This window comes from Nocardia sp. NPDC057663 (assembly GCF_042799895.1).
In the GTDB taxonomy this organism is placed as follows: domain Bacteria; phylum Actinomycetota; class Actinomycetes; order Mycobacteriales; family Mycobacteriaceae; genus Nocardia.
Genome location: NZ_JBHVHX010000002.1, coordinates 215,241 through 239,556, shown reverse-complemented (window position 1 = coordinate 239,556; position 24,316 = coordinate 215,241). Strand labels below are relative to the sequence as shown.

1 pseudogene is annotated in these 24,316 nt (G+C 71.4%); it reads left to right on the top strand.

Annotated elements, in window-relative coordinates:
• Positions 1-481: 481 nt before the first annotated feature.
• Positions 482-24,205, top strand: a pseudogene (locus tag ACFVAV_RS05745) (non-ribosomal peptide synthase/polyketide synthase); the annotation flags it as partial.
• Between the last annotated feature and the right edge of the window lie 111 nt (positions 24,206-24,316).

Here is a 24,316-nt window from a genome sequence, read left to right as displayed (position 1 = left end):
AACGTTGTTTCACATAGTGTTGCCCGACACAGTGTGGAGCTGTGCCGACAGCTGACATGTCGCCTCGGGAGCGATGTGTCCTCCGCTGTCCACTCGGCGTATGCGGTCGGATTGCTGGACCGTTCTCAGCGTCGGGAAACCGAGTCTTCGAGTCGAGATTTTGACGGAATCTGGTCCGGTTTATTAGCGGACCGCATACGCTTCTCCTCGTCTGCTGGTGCGGGTGTCGGGTGTCGTGGTTTGACGATGGAGGTCGGGAGATAACCGAGTCATAGCTGGTTGCATGGCGATGCACCGGAGCGCGGCGATCGTGTCATAGCCGATCGCACTGAATTCCGGTATGAGAGGGCGGATTTCGGGCAGGGTGCCCGAGGTTGGCCGCCCCGCGCCGATCCCGTCACCCCGGTGGTCCGGGGAGTTCCGAGAGTTGTTTTGCGGCCGTGTGGCGTCACCTGCGGTCGGTAGATGGAAGGCAGTCCAGATGACCAACACCACTCCGGCGCGCGCGGGAACAGAACAGCTGGCGGCGCTGGTGGCGACGGTCGCGGCGATGGAGCCGGCACGGATCGCGGTCGAGTTCGGTGGTACCGCGGTGTCCTATGTCGATCTCGATGCCCAGCTCACCCTGATGGCCGAGCTGACCGGTGGCGCACTGGATCCGGAAACGCTCGTGCAGGTCGTGCTCGCCGAGCTGTTTCCCGGTGTGGTCGACGCGGCCGACGGGACGTTCGGTGTGCTGCTGGATTCGCTGGGGCGCGATGCCATGGCGGCGCTGGGTGTGGAGTTGCCTGCGACGGGTCAGACGCCGACCCTCGTCGACCGGTTCGCCGAGCAGCTGGCTCGCATGCCCGACGGTGTCGCGGTGCAGTTCGGCGCCGAGACGCTGACCTATGCCGAATTCGACGCCAGGGTGCGGGTGCTGGCGGCGCGGCTGGTGGCGCTCGGCGTCGGGCCCGAAGCGCTGGTCGGGCTGGCGATGCGACGCAGCGTGGAGCTGATCGTCGCCGTGCACGCGATCGTGCGCGCGGGCGGCGCGTATGTGCCGCTGGATCCGGATCACCCGGTGGATCGGCTGCACTACGTCCTCGAGGTGGCGCGGCCGGTCGTGGTGGTGACCCGTGGCCGCGACGAGCCGGACCTGAACGGTGCCCCGGTCCTGCGTACCGACGAGATCGACTGGACCGTGCCGCCTGCCGAGGTGACGGGCGGCGCGCAGGCGGGCAACACCGCCTATGTCATCTTCACCTCGGGCTCCACCGGCAGGCCCAAGGGCGTGGCCGTCACGCACGGCGCGATCGTGGCGAACCTGGACTGGCGGCAGCGTTGCTACGCGATGACCGACGCCGACGTGGTGCTGCAGAAGACGCCCTACACCTTCGACGTCTCGGTGTGGGAACTGTTCTGGCCTTTGCAGATCGGCGCGCGGCTCGTGGTCGCCGAGCCCGGTCGGCACGGCGATCCCAGCTATCTGGCCGCGCTGATCGCCGAGCATCGGGTGAGCGTCACCCACTTCGTACCGTCCATGCTGGCCGCGTTCGTCGGTGAGCTGGCCGAGACCGCCGCACCGGTGGATCTGTCGTCGCTGCGGATGGTGTTCGCGTCCGGTGAGGCGTTGCCCGCCGCCACGGCCGCGCGCCTGCGCACACTGTCGGCGACCGCGCTGCACAACCTGTACGGACCCACCGAGGCGGCGGTCGACGTCACCGCGCACGAGGTGACCGCCGCCGACGAGGTGTCGGTGCCGATCGGTGGTCCCGCCGACGACACCGGGCTGCTGGTGCTCGACGAGAACCTCGACCAGGTGCCCGCCGGGGTGGTGGGCGAGCTGTACCTGTCGGGTGTGCAGCTGGCTCGCGGCTATGTGGCCCGGCCGGGCCTGACCGCCGACCGCTTCGTGGCCAACCCGTACGGCGACCATGGCGAGCGCATGTACCGCACCGGTGACCTGGTGCGGCAGCTGCCCGGTGGTGACGAGCTGGAATACCTGGGGCGCACCGACTTCCAGGTGAAGCTGCGTGGTCTGCGGATCGAGCTCGGGGAGATCGAGGCGGTGCTGGCCGCGCATCCCCGGGTCGGCAATGCGGCGGTGGTGCTGCACCGGCACGCGGCCGGTGAGGCGCTGGTCGGCTATGTGGTGAGCGTCGACGGCGAGGAGCTGGATTCCGCCGAGCTGGCCGCGCACGCGAAGACGTCGATGCCGGAGTACATGGTGCCCTCGCTGCTGGTGCAGCTGCCTGCCATGCCGATCAACGCCAGCGGCAAGCTGGATCGGAAAGCCCTGCCGGAACCCGATTTCCGGGTCGCCGCGGCCGAGTTCCGGGAACCGCGGACCGCCACCGAACGTGCCGTGGCGGCGCTGTTCGCTGAACTGCTCGACGTCGAGACCGTCGGCCTGGACGACGACTTCTTCCGCCTCGGCGGCAATTCGCTCATCGCGACCCGCGCCATCGCCCGTCTGCAGACGAATTTCGGTGTGCGCGTGGATGTCAGGGACTTCTTCGACAGCCCGACCGTCGCGGTGCTCGCCAAGCTGGTCGAGGGGGGCGTCACCGACGACCGGCCCGCGCTCGTCGCCGGTCCGCGGCCTTCCGTGTTGCCGCTCTCGCCCGCACAGCAGCGCATGTGGTTCCTGAACCGGTTCGATCCGGAGACCGGGGCCTACAACATCCCGATCGCGGTCAGGTTGTCCGGGGCGCTCGATCTGGACGCCTTGCGTGCGGCGGTCGGCGATCTGATCGCCCGGCACGAGGTTCTGCGCACGGTGTACCCGGAGGTCGACGGGGTCGGAACGCAGTACGTGCTGGCGCCCGAGCAGGCCTATGCATCGCTGGCCGCCGAGTCGAACCCGACCATCCGCGCTGCCGGCGGCATCGGGCTCGGCACTACGCGTGCCGCGGACTACTCGCGGGTCGGGGACGCAGCCGAGAGCTTGATTCCTGAGGGGATGTCAGCGCTGTCGGGCGCGCTGGCCCCCATCAGCGTTGCGGCTCACGAACTTCCCGATGCACTGGCCGGTGTCATTCTGCGCGGCTTCGACGTGACCGCAGCGCCGCCGCTGCGGGCGCGGCTGTTCGAGGTCGACGGTGATCACGTGCTGGTGCTCGTGGTGCACCACATTGCCTCGGACGGCTGGTCTGCCGGTCCGCTGGTGCGCGACACCATGGCCGCCTATTACGCGCGCACCGAGGGGATCGCGCCCGAGTGGGCGCCGCTGCCGGTGCAGTACGCCGACTACACGCTGTGGCAGCGGGCCGTGCTCGGTGCGGAGGACGATCCCGATTCCCGGGCCGGGCGCGAGATCGCGTTCTGGCGGGGCGCGCTGGCCGGGTTGCCGGACGAGTCGAGCCTGCCGACCGATCGGCCCCGTCCCGCCGTCGCGTCGATGCGGGGACGCCGGGTCGAGTTCGCCTTGGACGCCGATCTGGTGGCCGGGCTGAATGCTGTTGCGGCCGAACAGGGTGCGACCCTGTTCATGGTGCTGCACGCGGCGCTGTCGGTGCTTGTCGCGCGCCTGTCGGGCAATGCCGGCGTGGCGATCGGCAGCCCGGTCGCCGGGCGCGGCGCCGCCGAACTCGACGATGTCATCGGCATGTTCGTCAACACCGCGGTCCTGCGCACCGACGTGCGCGGCCGGGAGTCCTTCGCCGACCTGCTCGGCCGGGTCCGCGCCGATGACCTGGCGGCCTTCGCGCACACCACCCTGCCCTTCGAGCGGCTGGTCGAGGTGCTCGCACCGCCGCGTTCGGCCGGTCGGCACCCGCTGTTCCAGGTGGCGCTGTCGCTGCTGAACCTGCCGCCGACCACGTTCGAGCTCCCCGGTCTGCGCGCCGCCGCCGTCGACCTGCCCTACGACATCGAGAAGTTCGATCTCTCGGTGACGTTGCGTGAGTCCGGCACCACCGGTCTGTCCGGCGAGTTCTCCTACGCCACAGACCTGTTCGACGAATCCACGGTCGCGCGCATGGTGCGCCGGTTCACCGGCTTGCTCGCCGCGGTCGCCGCCGCACCGCACACCGCGGTCGCGGATCTGCCGCTGCTGATCGACGCCGAACTCGCCGAGCTCACCAGCCGCAGCGGTGGCCCGTCCGTCCCCTCTCCGCTGCTGCCGCAGGTGCTGACCCGCGCTGCGGCCGATTCCACCGTGATCGCGATCCGCGACGGCGCGCGCACTCTCACCTACGGTGAGCTCGACACCGCGTCCGCCCGGCTCGCCACACTCCTGACCGGCCTCGGCATCGGTGCGGGTGACCTCGTCGCCGTGAGCATTCCACGCTCGGCCGACTCGGTGATCGCCGTCTGGGGCGTCATCAAGTCCGGCGCCGGCTTCCTCCCCGTCGACCCGAACTACCCGGCCGACCGCATCACGCACATGCTGTCGGACTCCGGCGCGGCAGTGGGCATCACGGTCCAGTCGGTGCGGGCCGACCTGCCCGCCACTGTGGACTGGCTCGTGCTCGACCCCGCTGCGCCCCGTGTCGGCCTGGTGGATTGCGTTCTTGGAAATCCTGTTTCGGAGTCCGCCGCGCTCGGCAACAAGACATCTGTCAACGCGGTGCAGAGAATCCTCGCGGGTGATGCGGCGGTGGGTATTGCCGTAGGTGATGCGGCGGAGGGAACCGTCGCCAACGATGCGGCCGTGTGGACCGTCGCGGGCGATGCCGTGGTGGGGGTCGTCGCGGGCGATGCGGCAGAGGAAACCGACGCGGTGGAGCTCGTAGGTGGCGACTCCCCGGCCGGTATGGCCGCGGAAGACGGCTCGAGGGGAGCGGGTCGCCGTGCTCTGGATCCGCTGGATCCCGCCTATGTCATCTACACCTCCGGCACCACCGGTCTGCCCAAGGGCGTGGTGATCCCGCACGGCGCGGTTGCCGCGTACCTGCCGGTGCAGGCGAAGCGGTACCTGGCGGCGGCGGACGCGCGGGTGCTGCATGTCGCGTCGCCGTCGTTCGACATCTCGGTGGCCGAGCTGCTGCTGACCGTCGCCGAGGGCGCGACCATGGTCGTCGCCCCGGCCGGTGTGTTCGGCGGGGCCGAGCTGGGTGAGCTGTTGCGGGCCGAACGGGTGACCCATGTGATCATCACCCCGTCGGCGCTGGCGACGGTGAACCCGGAGGGCCTCGACGACCTGCGCGTCGTGGTCGTCGGTGGTGAGGCGTGCCCGGCGGAGCTGGTGGCGCGGTGGACGGCCGCGATTCCGGGGCTCGTCTTCCGCAACGGTTACGGCCCGACCGAGACGACCATCGTCACCAATATCAGCGAACCCCTCACCGCGACAACGCCGATCACGCTGGGTGCCCCGGTGGAAGGCACCACCGAACTGGTGCTCGACGAGCGGCTGCGTCCCGTCCCGGCGGGTGTGGTCGGCGAGCTGTACATCGCCGGTCCGCAGCTGGCCCGCGGATACCACCGCAGGCCCGCGCTGACCGCGGCCCGGTTCGTCACCAACCCCTACGGCGAGCCGGGGGAGCGGATGTACCGCACCGGCGACACCGTGCGCTGGGTGCGACGCGACGGTACCTACGATCTGGAATACCTGGGCCGCAACGACTTCCAGGTCAAGGTACGCGGCTTCCGGATCGAGCTCGGCGAGATCGACGCCGTCCTGGCCCGGCACGCCGCGGTGGACTTCGCCGCGACCATCGGCCACCGCACCGAGGCGGGCGCGACCGTGCTGGTGTCGTACGTGGTGCCGGTCGCCGGCGCGACCATCGACGCCGCGACCCTCATCGCGCACACCGCCGCCCACCTGCCCGCCCACATGGTGCCCGCCGCGATCGTCGCCCTCGACGCCGTCCCACTGACCCACGTCGGGAAGCTCGACCGCGCCGCGCTCCCCGCCCCGGTCTTCGAAACCGCCGCCTACCGCGCACCGGAGACACCGGCCGAACAGGTCGTCGCCGCCGCCTTCGCCGAGGTCCTCGGCCTGGACCGGGTCGGCCGCGACGACGACTTCTTCGATCTGGGCGGCACCTCACTCCTCGCAACCCGCCTGATGGCCCGCCTCGGCACCGACCTCGACATCCGCATCCCGGTCCGCCAGCTCTTCGACACCGCCACCGTGCTGACCCTCGCCGCGGCCGCGGACCGGTTGCGCGGTACCGGCTCCGGCCCTGCTCTCGTCGCGGGCACCCGACCAGACCCGCTGCCCCTCTCACCCGCCCAGCAGCGCATGTGGTTCCTCAACCGGTTCGACCCCGGTTCGGCCACCGACAACATTCCGATGGCCGTGCGCCTCACCGGCACACTCGACGTCGCAGCGCTGCAGGCCGCCCTCGTCGACGTGCTGGACCGGCACGAAGTCCTGCGGACCCGCTATCCGGAGCGCGACGGTCACGCGTTCGCCGAAATCCTTCCCGCAGCGGGCCTCGTCCCCGAAGTCCTCCCGCAGATCGTCACCGCGGACGCACTGCCGGACGCGGTCCGCACCTTCGTCGCGACCGGTTTCGACCTCACCATCGACGCCCCGATCCTGGCGAGTCTGCTTCGCGTCGAAGCAGCCGAGGCTCATTCGTCCGTGCCGGACTCCGTCCCCACCACTGGCTTCGCGGCTGATCGGGTAGGAGCTGCGGCGAATGACGCTGGTGCTGCTGAAGATCGTGCCGGGCGTGCGATGGATGCGGTCGTCACCGTGGCGGATGGCATCGGCACTGTGGCGGATGCCGGGTGTTCGCGGCTCGTTGCGGACCGGGTCGGCCTCGGTGTCCAGGCCATGCAGCGAGGCATCGTGTCGGAGACTCGTGCGGGATCAGCGGGCTTCGTCGAGCCCGAGTATGTGCTCGTGATCGTGGTGCATCACATTGCCGCTGACGGGTTCTCATTCGGTCCGCTCATCCGGGACGTGCTCGCCGCCTATGGCGCGCGGGCCGTGGGGGAAGCGCCGCAGTGGGTGCCGTTGAGCGTGCAGTATGCCGACTACGCGGTGTGGCAGCACGCGGTGCTCGGTGATGCCGCCGATTCGGAATCGGTAGCGGCGCAGCAACTGTCGTTCTGGGCGAATGCGCTGGCCGGGGTGCCGGAGCAGTTGGAACTGCCGACAGACCGGACCAGGCCTGCGGTCGCGTCGCGGCGTGGTGCGCTGCACGCGATCGACATCGATGCCGAAACGCACCGCGCGCTGGCCGAATTCGCTCGCACGCAGGGTGTCACGGTGTTCATGGCGGCGCACGCCGTGTTCGCCGTGCTACTGGCGCGACTGTCGGCGACCACCGATATCGCGATCGGCACGCCGGTGTCGGGGCGTGGTGACCGCGCGCTCGACGACCTGGTCGGCATGTTCGTCAACACCCTCGTGCTGCGCACCGAGGTGGCCCCTGCCGCCTCGTTCACCGAGCTGCTCGCCCGGGTGCGCGAGACCGACCTCGCGGCCTTCGGTCATGCGGACGTGCCGTTCGAGCGGCTGGTCGAGGTACTCGACCCGGTCCGCTCCACCGCCCGAAACCCGCTGTTCCAGGTGATGCTGTCGCTCAACGAGGACACCCCGCGCGCCCTCGCGCTGCCCGGTCTCGCGGTCGCCGGATTCGACCTGCCCACCGGCATCGCCAAGTTCGACCTCGAACTCACCCTCACCGAACACCGCGACGACAACGGTGCTCCCGCAGGTTTTTCCGGTGCGTTCCTGTACGCCACCGACCTGTTCGACGCCACCACCGTCGCCGGTTTCGCCACCCGCCTGCATCGCTTGCTCGACGGTGTCCTCGCCGACCCGGCCCGCCCGGTCGGCGACATCGACCTGCTGGACCCGGCCGAATCCGCCGAGGTGCTGACCACCTGGAACGCCACCGATCTCGCGCTCGGCTCCTCGGCCACCCTCGCGTCCCTGTTCACCGACCAGGTCGCCGCGACTCCGGATGCCGTCGCGGTGGTCGTGGACACCGACCCCGCGGAGGACCTGGTTGCGGGCACGCCCGGTGACGGATTCGGCATCGCGAGTGGAGATGTCGCGTCGCTGACGTATGCGGAGTTCGCGAGTCGTGTCGCCAGGCTGGCGCGGCACCTCATCGGTCTCGGCGCCGGGCCGGGATCGGTGGTCGCCGTGGCCTTGCGGCGCGGTGCGGATCAGCTGGTCGCCGTGCATGCCGTCCTCGCGGCAGGTGCCGCGTATGTGCCGGTCGATCCGGATCATCCGGCCGACCGGACCGCGTACGTGCTGGGGCAGACGGCACCGGTCTGCGTGCTGACAGCCGCCGGTCACGGTGTGGCCGTGGGGGAGTCGGTCGTCGTCGAGATCGATGCGCTCGACCTGTCGGAGCTGCCGGATCAGCCGATCAGCGACGGCGAACGGCTCGCCCCGCTGCGGCCGGAGCACCTCGCCTATGTCCTGTTCACCTCCGGCTCGACCGGCAGGCCGAAGGGCGTGGCGGTGCCGCATCGGGCCGTGGTGAACCAACTGCTGTGGCTACAGCGGGAATACGCGCTCACCGCCGACGATGTCGTTCTGCAGAAGACCCCGTTCACCTTCGATGCGTCGGTGTGGGAACTGTTGTGGCCGTTGCAGACCGGTGCGCGACTGGTGCTCGCCACCGCCGACGGGCACCGCGACCCGGCTTACCTGGCCGCCGCGACCGCTCGGCACGCGGTCAGCGTCGTCCAGTACGTGCCGTCGGTGCTGGCCGCCGTGGTCGCCGAACCGGTGCGGGCGGATTCCCTGAGACTGGTCTTCGCCGGTGGCGAAGCACTGACCACCGAGCTGGCCCAGCGGGTACGCACGGCCACCGGTGCGACGGTCGTGAACCTGTACGGCCCGACCGAAACCGCTATCCAGGTCACTACCCACGAGGTCGGCGCCGAGCAGACCGCCGCCGCGCCGATCGGCTCGCCGGTCGCCAACACCCGTGTGTACGTGCTGGATTCGCGGTTGCGTCCTGTTCCCCCCGGAGTGCCCGGCGAGCTGTATGTCGCAGGTACCCAGCTGGCCGACGGTTACTACGGCCGCGTCGACCTCACCGCCGAACGCTTCATCGCCGACCCGTTCGGTACCGGCGAGCGTCTCTACCGCACCGGCGACCTCGTCGCCTGGCGCACCGGCGAAGTCGGTGCCGCCCTGCACTACCTGGGCCGCACCGACTTCCAGGTGAAGCTGCGCGGCCTCCGGATCGAGCCCGCCGAGATCGAGGCCGCTCTCGCCTCGGTCCCCGGCGTCGGCCGGGTCGCGGTCCTGGTGCGTTCCGATGACGACCGCCCAGACCAACTCGTCGCCTATGTCGTCCCCAGCACTGTCTCCGATTGCGCCACTGCTGCCACCGATACCGGCGGTGTCGCTGACGCTGTCGCCGCCGGTCTCGCCGGTCGGGGTGGCGTACCGACCACCGGCGCAACTGTTCTCGCTGACGATCCTGTAGGCGTGACCGAGGCCGCCGTCCGTGTCGTGCCCACGACGCTGTCGCCCGCCGACCTCGATGCCGCGGTCGCGGCGGTGCTGCCGTCGTACATGGTGCCCGGCGCCTATGTCTTCCTGGATGCGCTGCCGATCAACAGTTCCGGCAAGCTCGATCGCCGGGCACTGCCCGCACCGGAACTGCCGGAGCGCGACTACCGCGAACCGGCCACCGCCACCGAGCGGATCGTCGCCGCGACCTTCGCCGAGGTCCTCGGGCTCGACCGGGCCGGTGCCGACGACGACTTCTTCGCACTCGGCGGCAACTCGCTGCTGGCCACCCAGGTGGCCGCACGGCTGGGTGCGGCGCTGGATGCCAGGGTGCCGGTGCGGGAACTGTTCGAGGCGAGCACGGTCGAGGGGCTGGCGGTGCGGTTGGACGCGCTGCGTGGCACGGGCAGCAGGCGCGGGCCGGTGGCGGGGCAACGGCCGCAGCGGATTCCGCTCTCGCCCGCGCAGCAGCGGATGTGGTTCCTGCACCGGTTCGATCCGGACTCGGCCGCCTACCACATCCCGGTCGCGATCCGGCTCAGCGGCGAGCTCGACACCGCCGCGCTGCGCGGCGCGCTGGGTGACCTGGTCGCCCGGCACGAGACGCTGCGCACCACCTATCCCGAATTCGACGGGCAGGCGACCCAACTCGTCGGCGCGCCGTTCGTGCCCGAGCTCGCCGTCACCGACGTCGCCGTCGATGATGTCCCCGAAGCGGTAGTCGCGGTCCTCGGCGGCGGCTTCGACATCACCACCGAGGTGCCGGTGCGCGCCGCGCTGCTGCGGGTCACGCCCACGGAGCACGTCCTGGTGCTGGTCGTGCACCACATCGCCGCCGACGGCTGGTCGATGGGCCCGCTGACCCGCGACCTGGTCGCCGCCTATGCCGCCCGCGCGGCGGGCACCGACCCGCGGCTGCCCGCCTTGGCGGTGCACTACGCCGACTACGCGCTGTGGCAGACCGAGGGACTCGGCAGTGCCGACGATCCCGACGCGCCGCTGGCGCACCAGCTCGCCTACTGGACGGACCGCCTCGCCGGCCTCCCCGACGTCCTCACGCTGCCCGCCGACCGTCGCAGGCCGCTGGTCGCCTCGAACCGGGGCGCCACGTTCACCGCCACCCTCGACACGGACCTGCACCGGCGGATCGACGACCTGGCCCGGGCACAGCGCGCCACGCCGTTCATGGTGTTGCACGCCGGTCTCGCCGCGCTGCTGGCGCGGTTGTCCGCGGGTACCGACATCGTCGTCGGCACGCCGGTCGCCGGCCGTGGGCACCGCGAACTCGACGATATCGTCGGCATGTTCGTCAACACCCTGGTGCTGCGCGCGAACGTGCCGTCGGACGCGCGCTTCAGCGAGTTGCTCGACCAGATCCGCGCGGGCGACCTCGATGCCTTCGACCATGCCGACGTGCCGTTCGAAAGCCTCGTCGACGCCGTCAATCCCGCTCGTTCCCAGGGTTATTCGCCGCTGTATCAAGTGTCGCTTGCCCTGCAGAACCAGCGCACCACCGCGTTCGAACTGCCCGGGCTGACCCTGTCGGGGCTGACCCTGCCGGACGCGCCGATCGAGGTGGATCTGGACTTCACCTTCGTCGACCACTACGCCGCCGACGGCACCGCCGACGGCCTCGACCTCGAACTGCGCTACGCCACCGACCTTTTCGACGCCGACACCATCGCCACCCTGTTCGGGATGCTCGAGCGGGTGCTGCGCGCCGCGGTCACCGAACCGGGAACCGCCGTCGGTGACCTCGCCCTGCTCGGCGACGCCGCCCGCGCGGCGTTGCTGGCGGGCCCGCACGGCGATGTCGAACCGCTCGCTCCCGCCCTCGCCGAACTCGGCATCCGCGCCCCGCTGGCGGCGCACCTGGTCGACGCGGCCGCCGCCCGCGACCCGCACGCCGTCGCCGCCGTCTTCGAAGGCGACGAGATCACCTACGGCGCGCTCGCCGCCCGCGCGAATCGCTTCGCGCGCAGGCTGATCGGCTGCGGCGTCGGCCCGGAGACTCCGGTGGCCGTCGCCGTGCCGCGCGGCATCGAGCTGCTGGTGGTACTGCACGGCGTGCTCGCCGCGGGTGGCGTGTACGTGCCGATCGACCCGACCCAGCCCGCCGACCGCATCGGGCACGTGCTCGAGACCGCGGCGCCGCGACTGGTCGTCGCGGCGTCGGCGGGTGACCTCGACCATGTCGACCGCAGCATCCGATCCGCCACGGCCTCGGTCCATTTCGCGGCCGCCTCACGGTCCGGCTGCCCGGTGCTCACCGTCGCGCAGCTCGAGGACCCGGCTCAGCCGCCCGTCGCGAGCGGCCCGGTCACCGACGCCGAACGCCTCGCAGCACTGCAGCCCGACCACCCGGCCTATGTGCTGTTCACCTCCGGCTCGACCGGTCTGCCCAAGGGCGTGCTGGTCTCGCACCGGGCGGTGGTCAACGAACTGTGCTGGCTGCGTGGCGAATACGACCTGACCGCCGCCGACCGGCTGCTGCAGCGCGCGCCGCTGACCTTCGACGTCTCGCTGTGGGAGCTGCTGTGCCCGGCGCTGCTCGGCGCCCCCCTGGTCCTGCTGCGGCCCGGCGGCCACCTCGACCTGGCCTATCAGGCGCGCGTGGTGCGCGAACAGCGCGTCACCGTCGCCGAATTCGTGCCGTCGGTGCTGGCCGCGATGCTCGCCGAAGGGCTCGCCGACGACCTGCGCGGGCTGCGGATGCTGCACCTGGGTGGCGAGGAACTGCCCGCCGCGCTGGCGGCTACCGTGCTCGCCACCGTCCCCGCCGAACTGCACAACACCTACGGGCCGACCGAGGTGACGATCACCAGCACCTTCGGGCAGATCACCGCCCCGGTCGAGCAGACCGAGCTGCCGATCGGCAGGCCGACCTGGAACGTGCGCGCCTACGTCCTCGACGAGCGGCTGCATCCGGTGCCCACCGGGGTCGCGGGTGAGCTGTACCTGGCGGGCGACCAGCTCGCCCGCGGCTACCTGGGCAGGCCGGACCTGACCGCCGACCGCTTCGTCGCCGATCCGTTCGCCGCGGAATTCGATGGTGGCGCACGCCCCGCCGACGGGTTCGGTGCGCGCATGTACCGTACCGGCGACCTGGTGCGCCGTGACCGCTCCGGCGCGCTGGTGTATCTGGGCCGCAACGACTTCCAGGTCAAGATCCGTGGCCTGCGGATCGAGCTGGGCGAGATCGAAGCCGCGCTCGGCGACGCGCCCGGCGTCACCCACGCGACCGTGGTGCCCGCGACCGACGACGCCGGACGCCAGTGCCTGGTCGCCTACGTCGCCGGTGACGTCGAGGCCGCCGTGGTGCGCGCGCATGTCGCCGGGCGGGTACCCGCGTACATGGTGCCCGCCCACCTGGTGGTGCTCGACACCGTCCCGCTCAACTCCGCGGGCAAACTGGACCGCTCGGCGCTACCGGCCGCCGATCTGTCCGTCACCACCGCCTACGTGGCGCCGCGACCGGGTACGCAGACCGCGCTCGCCGCCGTCGTGGGCGAGCTGCTCGGACTGGCGCGGGTCGGCGCCGACGACGACTTCTTCGCCGTCGGCGGCAACTCCCTGCTCGCCATGCGGCTCGTCGCCCGCGCCAACGCGGCGCTGGGCAGCGCGCTCGACGTGCGCGATGTCTTCGACGCCCCGACCGTCGCCGGCCTCGCCGAACGCGCCGTCGGCCGCAGCGAACAACGGCCACCGCTGACCGTGGCCGACCCGCGCCCCGACCGTATCCCGTTGTCGCTGGCACAGACCCGCCTCTGGCTGCTGAACCGGATCGACCCCGACTCGGCCGTCTACACCCTGCCGATCGCCCTGCGCCTGTCCGGCGAGCTGGACACCGCTGCCCTGTGGGCGGCGCTGGGCGATGTGCTCGAACGGCACGAATCGCTGCGGACCGTGTTCCCGGAGGACACCGAGGAACCGACCCAGGTCGTCCTCCCGGTCGACCGCGTGCTGCCGGTAGCCGTCGTGCACGATGTCGCCGAGGCCGACCTGGCCGACGCGGTGCGCGATATCGTCGGGGCGGGCTACGACCTGACGAGCCAGCCGCCGGTACGTGCTGCGCTGCTCCGGCGCACGAGCACCGACAGCCGGGCGCAGTCGGGCGGCCGGACCACCGACCATGCCGCTGCCATGCGGAACGGTGTCATCATCGATGGCGCTGTGGCCCAAGTCGCTCGCAATGATGCTGCGCACAACGGTGTCCTGTGCAACGGTGCGGTGGCTGACGGTGCCGTGCGCGACAGCGCGGTGGCTGAAGGTGCCGTGCCGGATCACGCAGTGACCGATGATGTTGTGGCCGGTCGCGCCTCGCGCGCCGATGCTGTGCCCAACCGTGCCGTGTGCGACGGTGCGGTGGCCGGCGGTGCCGTGCGTGATGGTGTTGCGGCGGATGGCGCCCTGCGCGACGGTGCTGTGCCCAACGGCGTCCAGCGCAACGGTGCCGTGGCCGACGATGTCGTGCCGGATCATGCGCTGGCCGATGGTGTTGTAGCCGACGATTCCCTGCGTACCGACCCAGCGGCCGATGGCGTGGTTGTACGTGACGGTGCCGTGCTCGATGGCGTTGCGCGCAACGGTGCGGATGCCGCCGGCGCGGTGGTCGAAAACGTAGTGATGCGTGACGTTCTCGGCGACTCGTTGTCGTCCGGCGAAGTGGTGCATGATGCGGAGCATGTGCTGGTGCTCGCGGTGCATCACATTGCCGCCGATGGTGTATCGACGACGCCGTTGGCCCGGGATCTGATCACCGCGTATGCCGCTCGGAGTGCCGGCAGCGCGCCGGTGTGGGAGCCGTTGCCGGTGCAGTACCCCGACTTCACGCTGTGGCAGCACGCGGTGCTCGGTGATGCCGCCGATCCGGCGTCGCGGCTGGCGCGGCAGCTGGCGCACTGGCGGGACGAATTGGCCGGTCTTGCACCGGCTCTGGAGCTCGCTACCGATCGGCCTCGGCCCGCCGTGCGGACGGGTGCGGGTGGGTCGGTCGGATTCGACGTGCCTGCCGACGTGGTGGCCGGGATCGAGGAGTTGGCGCGCAGGTACGGTGTGTCCACGTTCATGGTGGTGCACGCGGCGTTCGCGGTGCTGCTGTCGCGGCAGGGTGCGGGTGCCGACATCGCGGTGGGTACGCCGGTCGCTGGACGGGCCGATGCCGCGCTGGATGATCTTGTCGGCATGTTCGTCAACACCTTGGTCCTGCGGACGACGGTCGACGGTGGCGCCGGGTTCGCCGATCTGCTCGCGCAGGTGCGGGCCGCCGATCTGCGGGCCTTCGCGCATGCCGATCTGCCGTTCGAACGGCTGGTCGACGAACTGAATCCGGTGCGGTCGACGGCGTATTCGCCGATCGTGCAGGTGATGCTGGCGTTCGAGCACCGCGACGACACCACCATCGAGCTGCCCGGACTGCGGATCGGCGAGTTCGCCCTGCCCGCCGCCACGACCCAGTTCGATCTGTCGCTGGCGATCAACGAGATCGCCGGTGCGGCAGGCGAACCCGGTCTGCGGGGCTGGCTGCGCTATGCCACCGATCTGTTCGACGCGGACACGGTCACCGCCTTCGGTGACCGCTTCGTGCGTGTCCTCGCTGCGGTCGTCGCCGACGACACCACGCCGGTCGGCGAGATAGACCTGCTCGATGCCGCCGAGACCGCCCAGCTGGCGGCGTGGAACGACACCGCGGCGCCGCTGGACACCGACGCGACGCTCGTCTCGATGTTCGCCGCGCAGGCCCGCCGCACACCCGGCGCCGTCGCTCTCGAATTCGAGGGTGAGCGGATCACCTACGGCGAGTTCGCTGTTCGGGTCGCCCGGCTGGCACGGATGCTGATCGCCGAAGGGGTCGGCCCCGGTGCCATCGTCGGTGTCGGACTGCGCCGCAGCATCGACCTGCTGGTCGCCGTCTACGCCGTGCAGGCCGCGGGTGCGGCCTATCTGCCGCTGGACCCCGACCATCCGGCCGACCGGATCGCCGACGTACTCGCCACCGCCGAGCCGGTGTGTGTGCTGGCCGCGGACGATTTCCCGGCCATCGATACCCGAACTGTCGATCCGGCCGGTCTGGAGCTCTCCGGGTTCGGCGCCGATCCGGTCACCGACGCCGACCGGATCCGCCCGCTGCGTGCTGCCGACCTGGCCTACGTCCTGTTCACCTCGGGTTCGACCGGCAAGCCGAAGGGCGTCGCGGTCAGTCACACCGCGATCGTCAACCGCCTGGTCTGGATGCAGGACGCGTACCGGCTCGACGCCGCCGACACGGTGCTGCAGAAGACCCCGATCACCTTCGATGTGTCGGTGTGGGAACTGTTCTGGCCCTTGCAGATCGGCGCCACCCTGGTGATCGCCCGCCCCGACGGTCACCGCGATCCCGCCTACCTGGCCGAGGTGATCACCCGCACCGGAGTCGGTGTCGCGCACTTCGTGCCGTCGATGTTGGCGGCGTTCCTCGCCGAACCCCGTGCTGCCGAATGCGTGTCGCTGCGGCAGGTGTTCGCCTCCGGTGAGGCGCTGCCCGCCGCCGATGCGCAACGGTTGCGCGTGCTCGTGCCCGGAGTAGCCGTGCACAACCTGTACGGGCCGACCGAGGCCGCGGTCGACGTCACCTTCCACGAGGTCACCGACGACGACACCGTCACCGTGCCGATCGGCGCCCCGGTCGCCAACACCGCCCTGCACGTGCTCGACGCTCGCTTGGGGCCCGTGCCGGTCGGCACACCCGGCGAGCTCTACCTGGCCGGTGTGCAGCTGGCCCGCGGCTACCTGGCCCGCCCCGACCTGTCCGCGGACCGCTTCGTCGCCAACCCCTACGGCACGCCCGGCGCACGCATGTACCGCACCGGCGACCTCGTCGTGCGCACCCGCACCGGCGAACTGGAATACCTGGGCCGCACCGACTTCCAGGTGAAACTGCGCGGCCTGCGCATCGAACTCGGCGAGATCGAAGCCGTCCTCGCCGTCCTCGACGCCATCGACCGCGCGGTCGTCACTGTCCGCGACGACGGCACCGGCGACTACCTCACCGCCTACCTCGTCCCCGCGAGCACGGGCGGCACCCACCCCTCGCCCGCCGCTGCGGTGGTGACCGCGGGCTTCGGCCACGATATCCCCGGTGACGCTCCGACGCGTGCGGGGGCGACCGCCACCGTCGGTCGCCGCGTTGTCGACCTCGATGCCGTGAAAGCCGCGCTGCAGCAGGCACTTCCGGCGTACATGGTGCCGAGCGCCTACGTGGTCCTCGATGTGCTGCCGGTGAATGCCTCCGGCAAGCTCGATCGGCGCGCGCTGCCTGCACCGGAGCTGGCCGTTCGCGAATTCCGGTCTCCGGCAACGGCGTCGGAGCAGTTGGTGGCCGGTGTGGTTGCCGAGGTGCTCGGACTCGAGTTGGTCGGTGCCGACGACGACTTCTTCGATCTCGGCGGCAATTCGCTGATCGCGACCCGCGTCGCCGCCCGGCTCGGGGCCGCGCTGGACCGGCAGGTCCCGGTCGCGCGGATCTTCGCGGCGCCCGTGGTGGCCGAGCTGGCCGCCGCGCTCGACAGCGCCGACGGCGTCGCCCGGCTGGCGCTCATGGCGGGGGAGCGGCCCGCGGCCATCCCGCTCTCGCCCGCGCAACAGCGCATGTGGTTCCTCAACCGGTTCGATCCCGACTCGGCCGGGTACAACGTGCCGATCGCCGTCCGCCTCAGCGGTGCGCTCGATATCGACTCCCTCGCGGCGGCGGTCGGCGATCTCGTCGAGCGTCACGAAGTGCTGCGGACGTACTACCCCGAGACCGCCGACGGTCCGGTGCAGGAGATCCTGTCCGCCGCCGAAGCCGGTGTCGCCCTTCAGGTTCACGGGACCTCGGCCGATCAGGTCGTCGCCGCCGTGACCGCGCTGGCCGCCGCCACGTTCGATGTCACCGCCGAGGTGCCGTGGCAGGTCGTGCTGTACCGGATCACCGCCGACGAGGCGGTGCTGGCCATGGTCGTGCACCACATCAGCGCCGACGGTTCGTCCGTGCCACCGCTGGTGCGCGACCTGATGACCGCCTACCTGGCTCGTCGGGACGGCGCCGCGCCGGAGTGGGCGCCGCTGCCGGTGCAGTACGCCGACTACGCGCTGTGGCAGCGCGCGGTGCTCGGCGACGAAGCCGACCCCACCTCGGTGGCCGCACGCCAGCTCGACTTCTGGCGTGGCGAACTCGCCGGCCTTCCGGACGAACTCGCCCTGCCGCTGGATCGGCCCCGTCCGAACGTGCGCACCCTCGCGGGTGGCACGGTGCCGGTCATGCTCGACGCCGCCACCCATGCCCGGCTGAACGAGCTGGCCAGGGCCTCGGGCGCCACGCTGTTCATGGTGGTGCACACCGCGTTCGCCGTGCTGCTCGGACGGCTCTCGGGCAGCGCCGACATCACCGTCGGTACCCCGGTCGCCGGGCGCGGTGAGGCCGCGCTGGAAGACCTGATCGGCATGTTCGTCAACACACTGGTGTTCCGCACCCGCCTGGTACCGGGGGAGACGTTCACACAGTTGCTGGCCCGGCAGCGCGCCACCGACCTCGCGGTCTACGCCCATGCCGACGTGCCGTTCGAACGACTCGTCGAGGTGCTCGACCCGGCTCGTTCCACCGCCCGGCACCCACTGTTCCAGGTGGGCTTCTCCTTCCAGAACTTCGAGCGCGCCGAACTGGCACTGCCCGGGATCACCGTGTCCGGCCTGGACACCGACAACGAGCTGTCCCAGTTCGACCTGCACCTGATCGTCAGCGACGAGTACGCCGACGGTGCCGCCGCGGGTGTCACCGGGGTGCTCACCTACGCCCATGACGTGTTCGACACCGAGACCGCGGTGGCGATTGCGGGCCGCCTGGAACGACTGCTCACCGCCGTCGCCGCGGCGCCGCACACGCCGCTGGACACCGTGGACGTGCTCGAGCCCGCCGAGCGGTCCCGCATTCTCACCGAGTGGAACGCCACCACGCACGAGATCGACCGCACCGCAACGCTGCTCACCCCGTTCCGCGCGCAGGTGCGCGCGAACCCCGCGGCGACGGCGCTCGTATTCGAGGGCACGGCGCTGACGTACGCCGAGCTCGATGCGCAGATCAACCGCCTCGCCCGGTACCTGATCGCCGACGGCGTCGGCCCCGATGTGCTGGTCGCGCTCGCCATCCGGCGATCCATCGACCTCGTCGTCGCCATGTACGCCGTACTCACCGCGGGCGGCGCGTACGTCCCCGTCGACCCGGATCATCCGGCCGACCGCATCGCCCAGGTGCTCGACACCGCCCGGCCACACCTGGTTCTCACGACCGCCGGTGACGATTTCGCTGTGCCGACGGCCACAGCAGGTCAGAGCTCGACAGGCGCTGGTCCTCTCTCCGCTGGATCATCGGCGCCCAGGATCGTCGTGCTCGACACCATCGACACGGCCGCCCACCCGGACCACTCCGTGATCGACGCCGAACTCCGTGCGCCCCTGCGAGAGTCGAACCTCGCCTATGTCCTGTTCACCTCCGGCTCCACCGGCAGGCCCAAGGGTGTGGCGATGAGTCATGCGGGAATCCGGAATCAGCTCGCGTGGCTGATCGAGCAGTACCGGATCGGGGCAGGCGACGCGTATCTGCAGAAGTCCGCCGCCGGCTTCGACCTGTCGGTGTGGGGCTTCTTCGCGCCGCTGGCCGCAGGCGCGACGCTGGTACTGGCCACTGCCGACGGGCACCGTGATCCGCTGTACCTGGCTGAACTCGTTGCCGCGCAGCGGATCACCATCGCCGACTTCGTGCCGTCCATGCTGGCGATGTTCGCCGCGCACGCCGAGGCGGACCAGCTGACGAGTCTGCGCCTGGTGTTCGCGATCGGTGAGGCGCTCACCCCGGACACCGTGGCCGCGCTGCGGGCGACATCGGCTGCGGCCGTGCACAACCTGTACGGGCCGACCGAGGCCGCCGTGTCGGTCACCGCCTGGCCCGCCGACGGTGCGACCGGGCAGACCGTGCCGATCGGTGTGCCCGAGTGGAACACCAGGGTCTATGTCCTCGACGAGCGGCTGCGGCCGGTCGCGCCGGGTGTCGCCGGTGAGTTGTATCTGGCGGGCGAGCAGCTGGCCCGCGGGTACCTCGGTCGTCCCGATCTGTCGGCCGACCGGTTCGTCGCCGACCCCTTCGGCGCGGTGGGCGAGCGCATGTACCGGACCGGTGACCTCGTGCGCTGGACCCGCGACGGTGTCCTGATCTACCTGGCCCGCATCGACTTCCAGGTGAAGTTCCGCGGCCAGCGCATCGAACTCGGTGAGATCGAGACCGCGCTGGGCGGCCTGCCGATGGTCAGCCAGGCCGCGGCGGTGGTGTCGGCGAGTCCGACCGGTGACCGGCTCGTCGGCTACGCGGTGCCGGTCCCCGGCGCCGAACTCGATCCGGCGCAGCTGCGTTCGGCCGTGGGCGCGGTGCTGCCGTCCTACATGGTGCCGTCGGTGATCGTCGTGCTCGACGCGTTCCCGCTCAACACCTCCGGCAAGCTCGACCGCAAGGCGCTGCCCGCACCGGAATTCGTGGCCAGGCCGTTCCGCGCCCCGGTCACCCCGGCCCAGCGGGCGGTCGCCGAGGTCTTCGGTGCGGTGCTCGGGCGCGAGCAGGTCGGTCTCGACGACGACTTCTTCTCCCTCGGCGGCAACTCGCTCATCGCGACCCGCGTCGCGGCCCGCCTCGGTGCGGCACTGTCGACCCGGGTGCCGGTGCGCACCCTGTTCGAGGCGACCACCGTCGTCGACCTGGCCGCCGCGCTCGCCGCGCACGTGGGCAGCGGTGCCGGGGTCGCGCTGACCGCCGCCCACCGGCCACACCGGATTCCGCTGTCGGCGGCCCAGCAGCGGATGTGGCTGCTCAACCGCCTCGATCCGGCCTCGGCGGCCTACAACATCCCGATCGCGGTACGCCTGCGCGGCGACGTGGACGCCGCAGCGCTGGCCGCCGCCGTCACCGATGTGCTCGACCGCCACGAGGTGCTGCGCACCGCGTACCCGGCGATCGACGGCATCGGCCACCAGACGGTGTGGCAGTTCGTGCCGACCCCGGTCGTCGAGACCGTCGACCCGATCGCGGTGCCCGCCATGGTGGCCGCCGAGATCGGCCGCGGCTTCGACGTCACCGTCGCACCGCCCGTGCGGGTACGGGTGCTGCGCTCGGCGCCCGACGAGGTGGTGCTGGTCGTGGTGATCCACCACATCAGCGCCGACGGCTTCTCCGCGGGCCCGCTGCTGCGCGATACGACCGCCGCCTATCTGGCCCGGCGGGCCGGGGCCGAACCCGGTTGGGCGCCACTGGAAGTCCAGTACGCCGACTACACGCTGTGGCAGCGCGCGGTACTGGGCAGCGAGGACGACGCCGAGTCGGTCGCCGCCCGGCAGGTGCGGTTCTGGCGCGACGAGCTGGCCGGGTTGCCCGGTCTGCTCGAACTGCCCGCCGACCGGCCGCGTCCCGCGGTCGCCTCGCAGCGGGGCGCGAGTGTGGAAACCGTGGTGCCGCAGGAGATCTGGCAGCGGGTGGGGCAGCTGGCCCGGCACGCGGATGCCAGTGCGTTCATGGTCGCCCACGCCGCGCTGGCCGCGCTGCTGGCCCGGCTCGGCGGCACCGGCGATATCGCCGTCGGCACCCCCGTCGCGGGTCGTGGTGCGGCGGCGCTGGACGACCTGGTCGGCATGTTCGTCAACACCTTGGTGCTGCGCACCGCCGTCGACCCGGCCGCGTCCTTCACCGACCTGCTGCGCCAGGCCCGGCGCGTCGACCTCGACGCGTTCGAGAACGCGGACGTGCCGTTCGAGCGGCTCGTCGACGTGCTCGACCCGGTCCGCTCGACGGCGCACAGCCCGCTGTTCCAGGTGATGCTCGCCTTCCAGAACCTGGACGCGGTGCCGGCCGAGGTCAGCCTGCCCGATCTCACCGTCACCGGGCTCGACACCGACACCGCCGTCGCCAAGTTCGACCTGGACCTGGTGCTCGCCGACACCGCCGACGGCGGCTGCGCGGTGAGCCTGACCTACGCCACGGACCTGTTCGACGCCGCCACCGCGGCCAGGATCGCCGACGGCTACGTGCGCGTGCTCGATGCCGTCACCGCGAACCCGGCCGCTGCGATCGGCGATGTCGACCTGCTGACCGGCACCGACCGGGCGTTGCTCGAAACCTGGTGCGAGACCGCGTATCCGGTGCCCGCCGAGGTTCTGCCTGTCGCGTTCGACCGGCAGGCCGCGGCGACTCCGGCGGCGATCGCGCTCACCGACGGCGACACCTCGCTCACCTATGCCGACTTCGCGGCGCGGGTGAACCGGCTCGCGCGGCATCTCGTCGAGCAGGGCGTCGGACCGGACACGGCGGTGGCCGTCGCCGCGCGCCGCTCACCCGAGCTGCTGGTCGCGGTGCATGCCGTGCTGGCCGCCGGTGGCATCTACGTGCCGATCGACCCGGATCATCCGGCCGAGCGGATCAGCCGCGTCCTGCGGATCGCGCAGCCGGTGTGCCTGGTCACCACGTCCGGCGACCGGGCGGACCTGCCGGTCATCGGTACTCCGCTGGACGGGGTCGATGTGGTCGTGGCCGACACCGTCGACCTCACCGCGTATCCATCCGGGCCGCTCTCCGACGCCGAACGGGTGCAGCCGCTGCTGCCCGAGCACACCGCGTACGTGATCTTCACCTCCGGATCCACCGGTCTGCCCAAGGGCGTCGGGGTGCCGCACCGCGCCATCGTCAACCAGCTGGACTGGATGGCAGCCGAATTCGGGTTCGCCGCGGGCGACACCGTGCTGCACAAGACGCCGGTCACCTTCGACGCGTCGATCTGGGAACTGCTGCTGCCGCCGCGCGTCGGCGCCCGCACCGTCCTCGCCCGCCCCGGCGGGCACGGTGACCCTGCCTACCTGGCGGCCCTGATCGCCGAACACGGCATCGACACAGTGCAGTTCGCGCCGACGCTGCTCGCGGCCTATGTTGCCGAGTCCATGGTTGCCCAGGCCGAGCGGCAGTCCGCCGATGCCACGGATTCCGGGGTTGTCCCGGGTCGGTGGCAGATGGCCGATGCCATGGATTCCGGGGTCGCCGGTCGGCCGCAGTCGGCCGCGGCCGCCGAACCAGCGGCTGCCGAGACGGGGCAGCTCGCGTCGGTGCCGACCAGCTTGCGGCGTGTGTTCGCCGGTGGCGAGGCGCTGCCTGCCGCCCTGGCGCAGCGGGCTCGGGCGCTGACCGGCGCCGAGGTGATCAACCTGTACGGGCCCACCGAGACCGCCGTGCAGGTGAGCGCTCACGTGGTGCGCGATGCCGACACGGTGTCGGTGCCGATCGGCGCGCCCGTGTGGAACACCGGGCTCTATGTGCTGGACGCACGGCTGCGGCCGGTGCCGCCGGGCGTGACCGGTGAACTGTATGTCGGCGGTGCGCAACTCGCGCACGGCTATGTCGGCGCGCCCGAACTCACCGCCGAGCGATTCGTGCCCGATCCGTTCGCCGGTCCCGGTGCCCGGATGTACCGGACCGGTGACCTCGTCCGGCTGCGCGCGACCGGAAACGGCTCCGCCGCACTCGATTACGTCGGGCGCGGTGACCTGCAGGTCAAGCTGAACGGTCAGCGCATCGAACTCGGTGAGGTGGAAGCCGCGCTGCTGCGGCAGGCCGGCGTCGCCCAGGCGGCAGCCGCGGTGGTGCCGGGCGCGGGCGCGGATCGCCTCGTCGCGTATATCGTCGCGGATTCGGCTGGAGCGCACGATGATCCGGCCACTGTGCGCACCGCGCTGGCCGCGGAACTACCCGCGTACCTGGTGCCCGCCGTGGTCCTCGTGATCGACGAGTTCCCGGTCAACACCTCCGGCAAGCTCGACCGCGCCGCCCTGCCGCGTCCGGAACTGCGCCAGGCCGCCTACCGCGGCCCGGTCACCGAGACCGAACGACTCGTCGCCGGCGAATTCGCCCGGGTGCTCGAGCTGGACCGGATCGGCATGGACGACAACTTCTTCGACCTCGGCGGCAACTCGCTGACCGCGGTCCAGTTGTCCTCGCGGCTCGGCGCGGCACTGGGCATGGCGGTGCCGGTCGCGTGGTTCTTCACCGACCCGACACCCGCCGTGGTGGTGGAACGGCTGCGCGCCCAGGACGATTCGGCCGACGACGCGTTCGCCGTGCTGCTGCCGCTGCGCGCGAGCGGTACCGGCGCACCCCTGTTCTGCATCCATCCCATGGGTGGCGTGTCCTGGTCGTTCGCCGGCCTCACCCGCCACCTCGACCCGCAGCGTCCGATCTACGGTCTGCAGTCGCCCGCCCTCACCGCGGACGAACCGCTGCCCGCCACCGTCGACGCCTGGGCGCAGCGCTACGTCACGGCCATTCGCGAAGTGCAGCCGGAAGGCCCGTACCACCTGCTCGGCTGGTCGCTGGGCGGTCTGCTCGCGCACGCCGTCGCGACCCGGCTGCAAGCAGCGGGCGCGGAAGTGGCACAGCTGGCGATGATGGACAGCTGGCTCGGCGACGGACCGGAACAGACCCCGATGCCGACCGTCGGCGACCTCCTCGGCGGCCTGGCCGGTGCCGCGCTCGACGTGGACTTCGACGCCGATGGGCTCGCCGCCGCCGCGGCGGAGATCGGCGGCCCGCTGGCCGCGCTCGACCGGACCCGCATCGCCCGCATCATCGACGCCGCCACCGCGTCGATGAGCATGGTCGACGCCTACCGGCCCGACCGGTTCGACGGCGATCTCGTCTACTTCGCGGCCACCGTCGACGACCCCACCGGCGCGCGCGGCGCCGCGAGCTGGGCGGCGGCGATCGGCGGCGACGTGCACCGCTACGGGATCGATGCGACGCACTGGGCGATGGCGGGCGAAGCCGCGCTGGCCCGGATCGCCGCCGTGCTCGACGTGGCCGGACCGGCGCACGGCCGCATCGACGCCGCGAGGCCCGATGCGCGGGCGGGGGTGCCG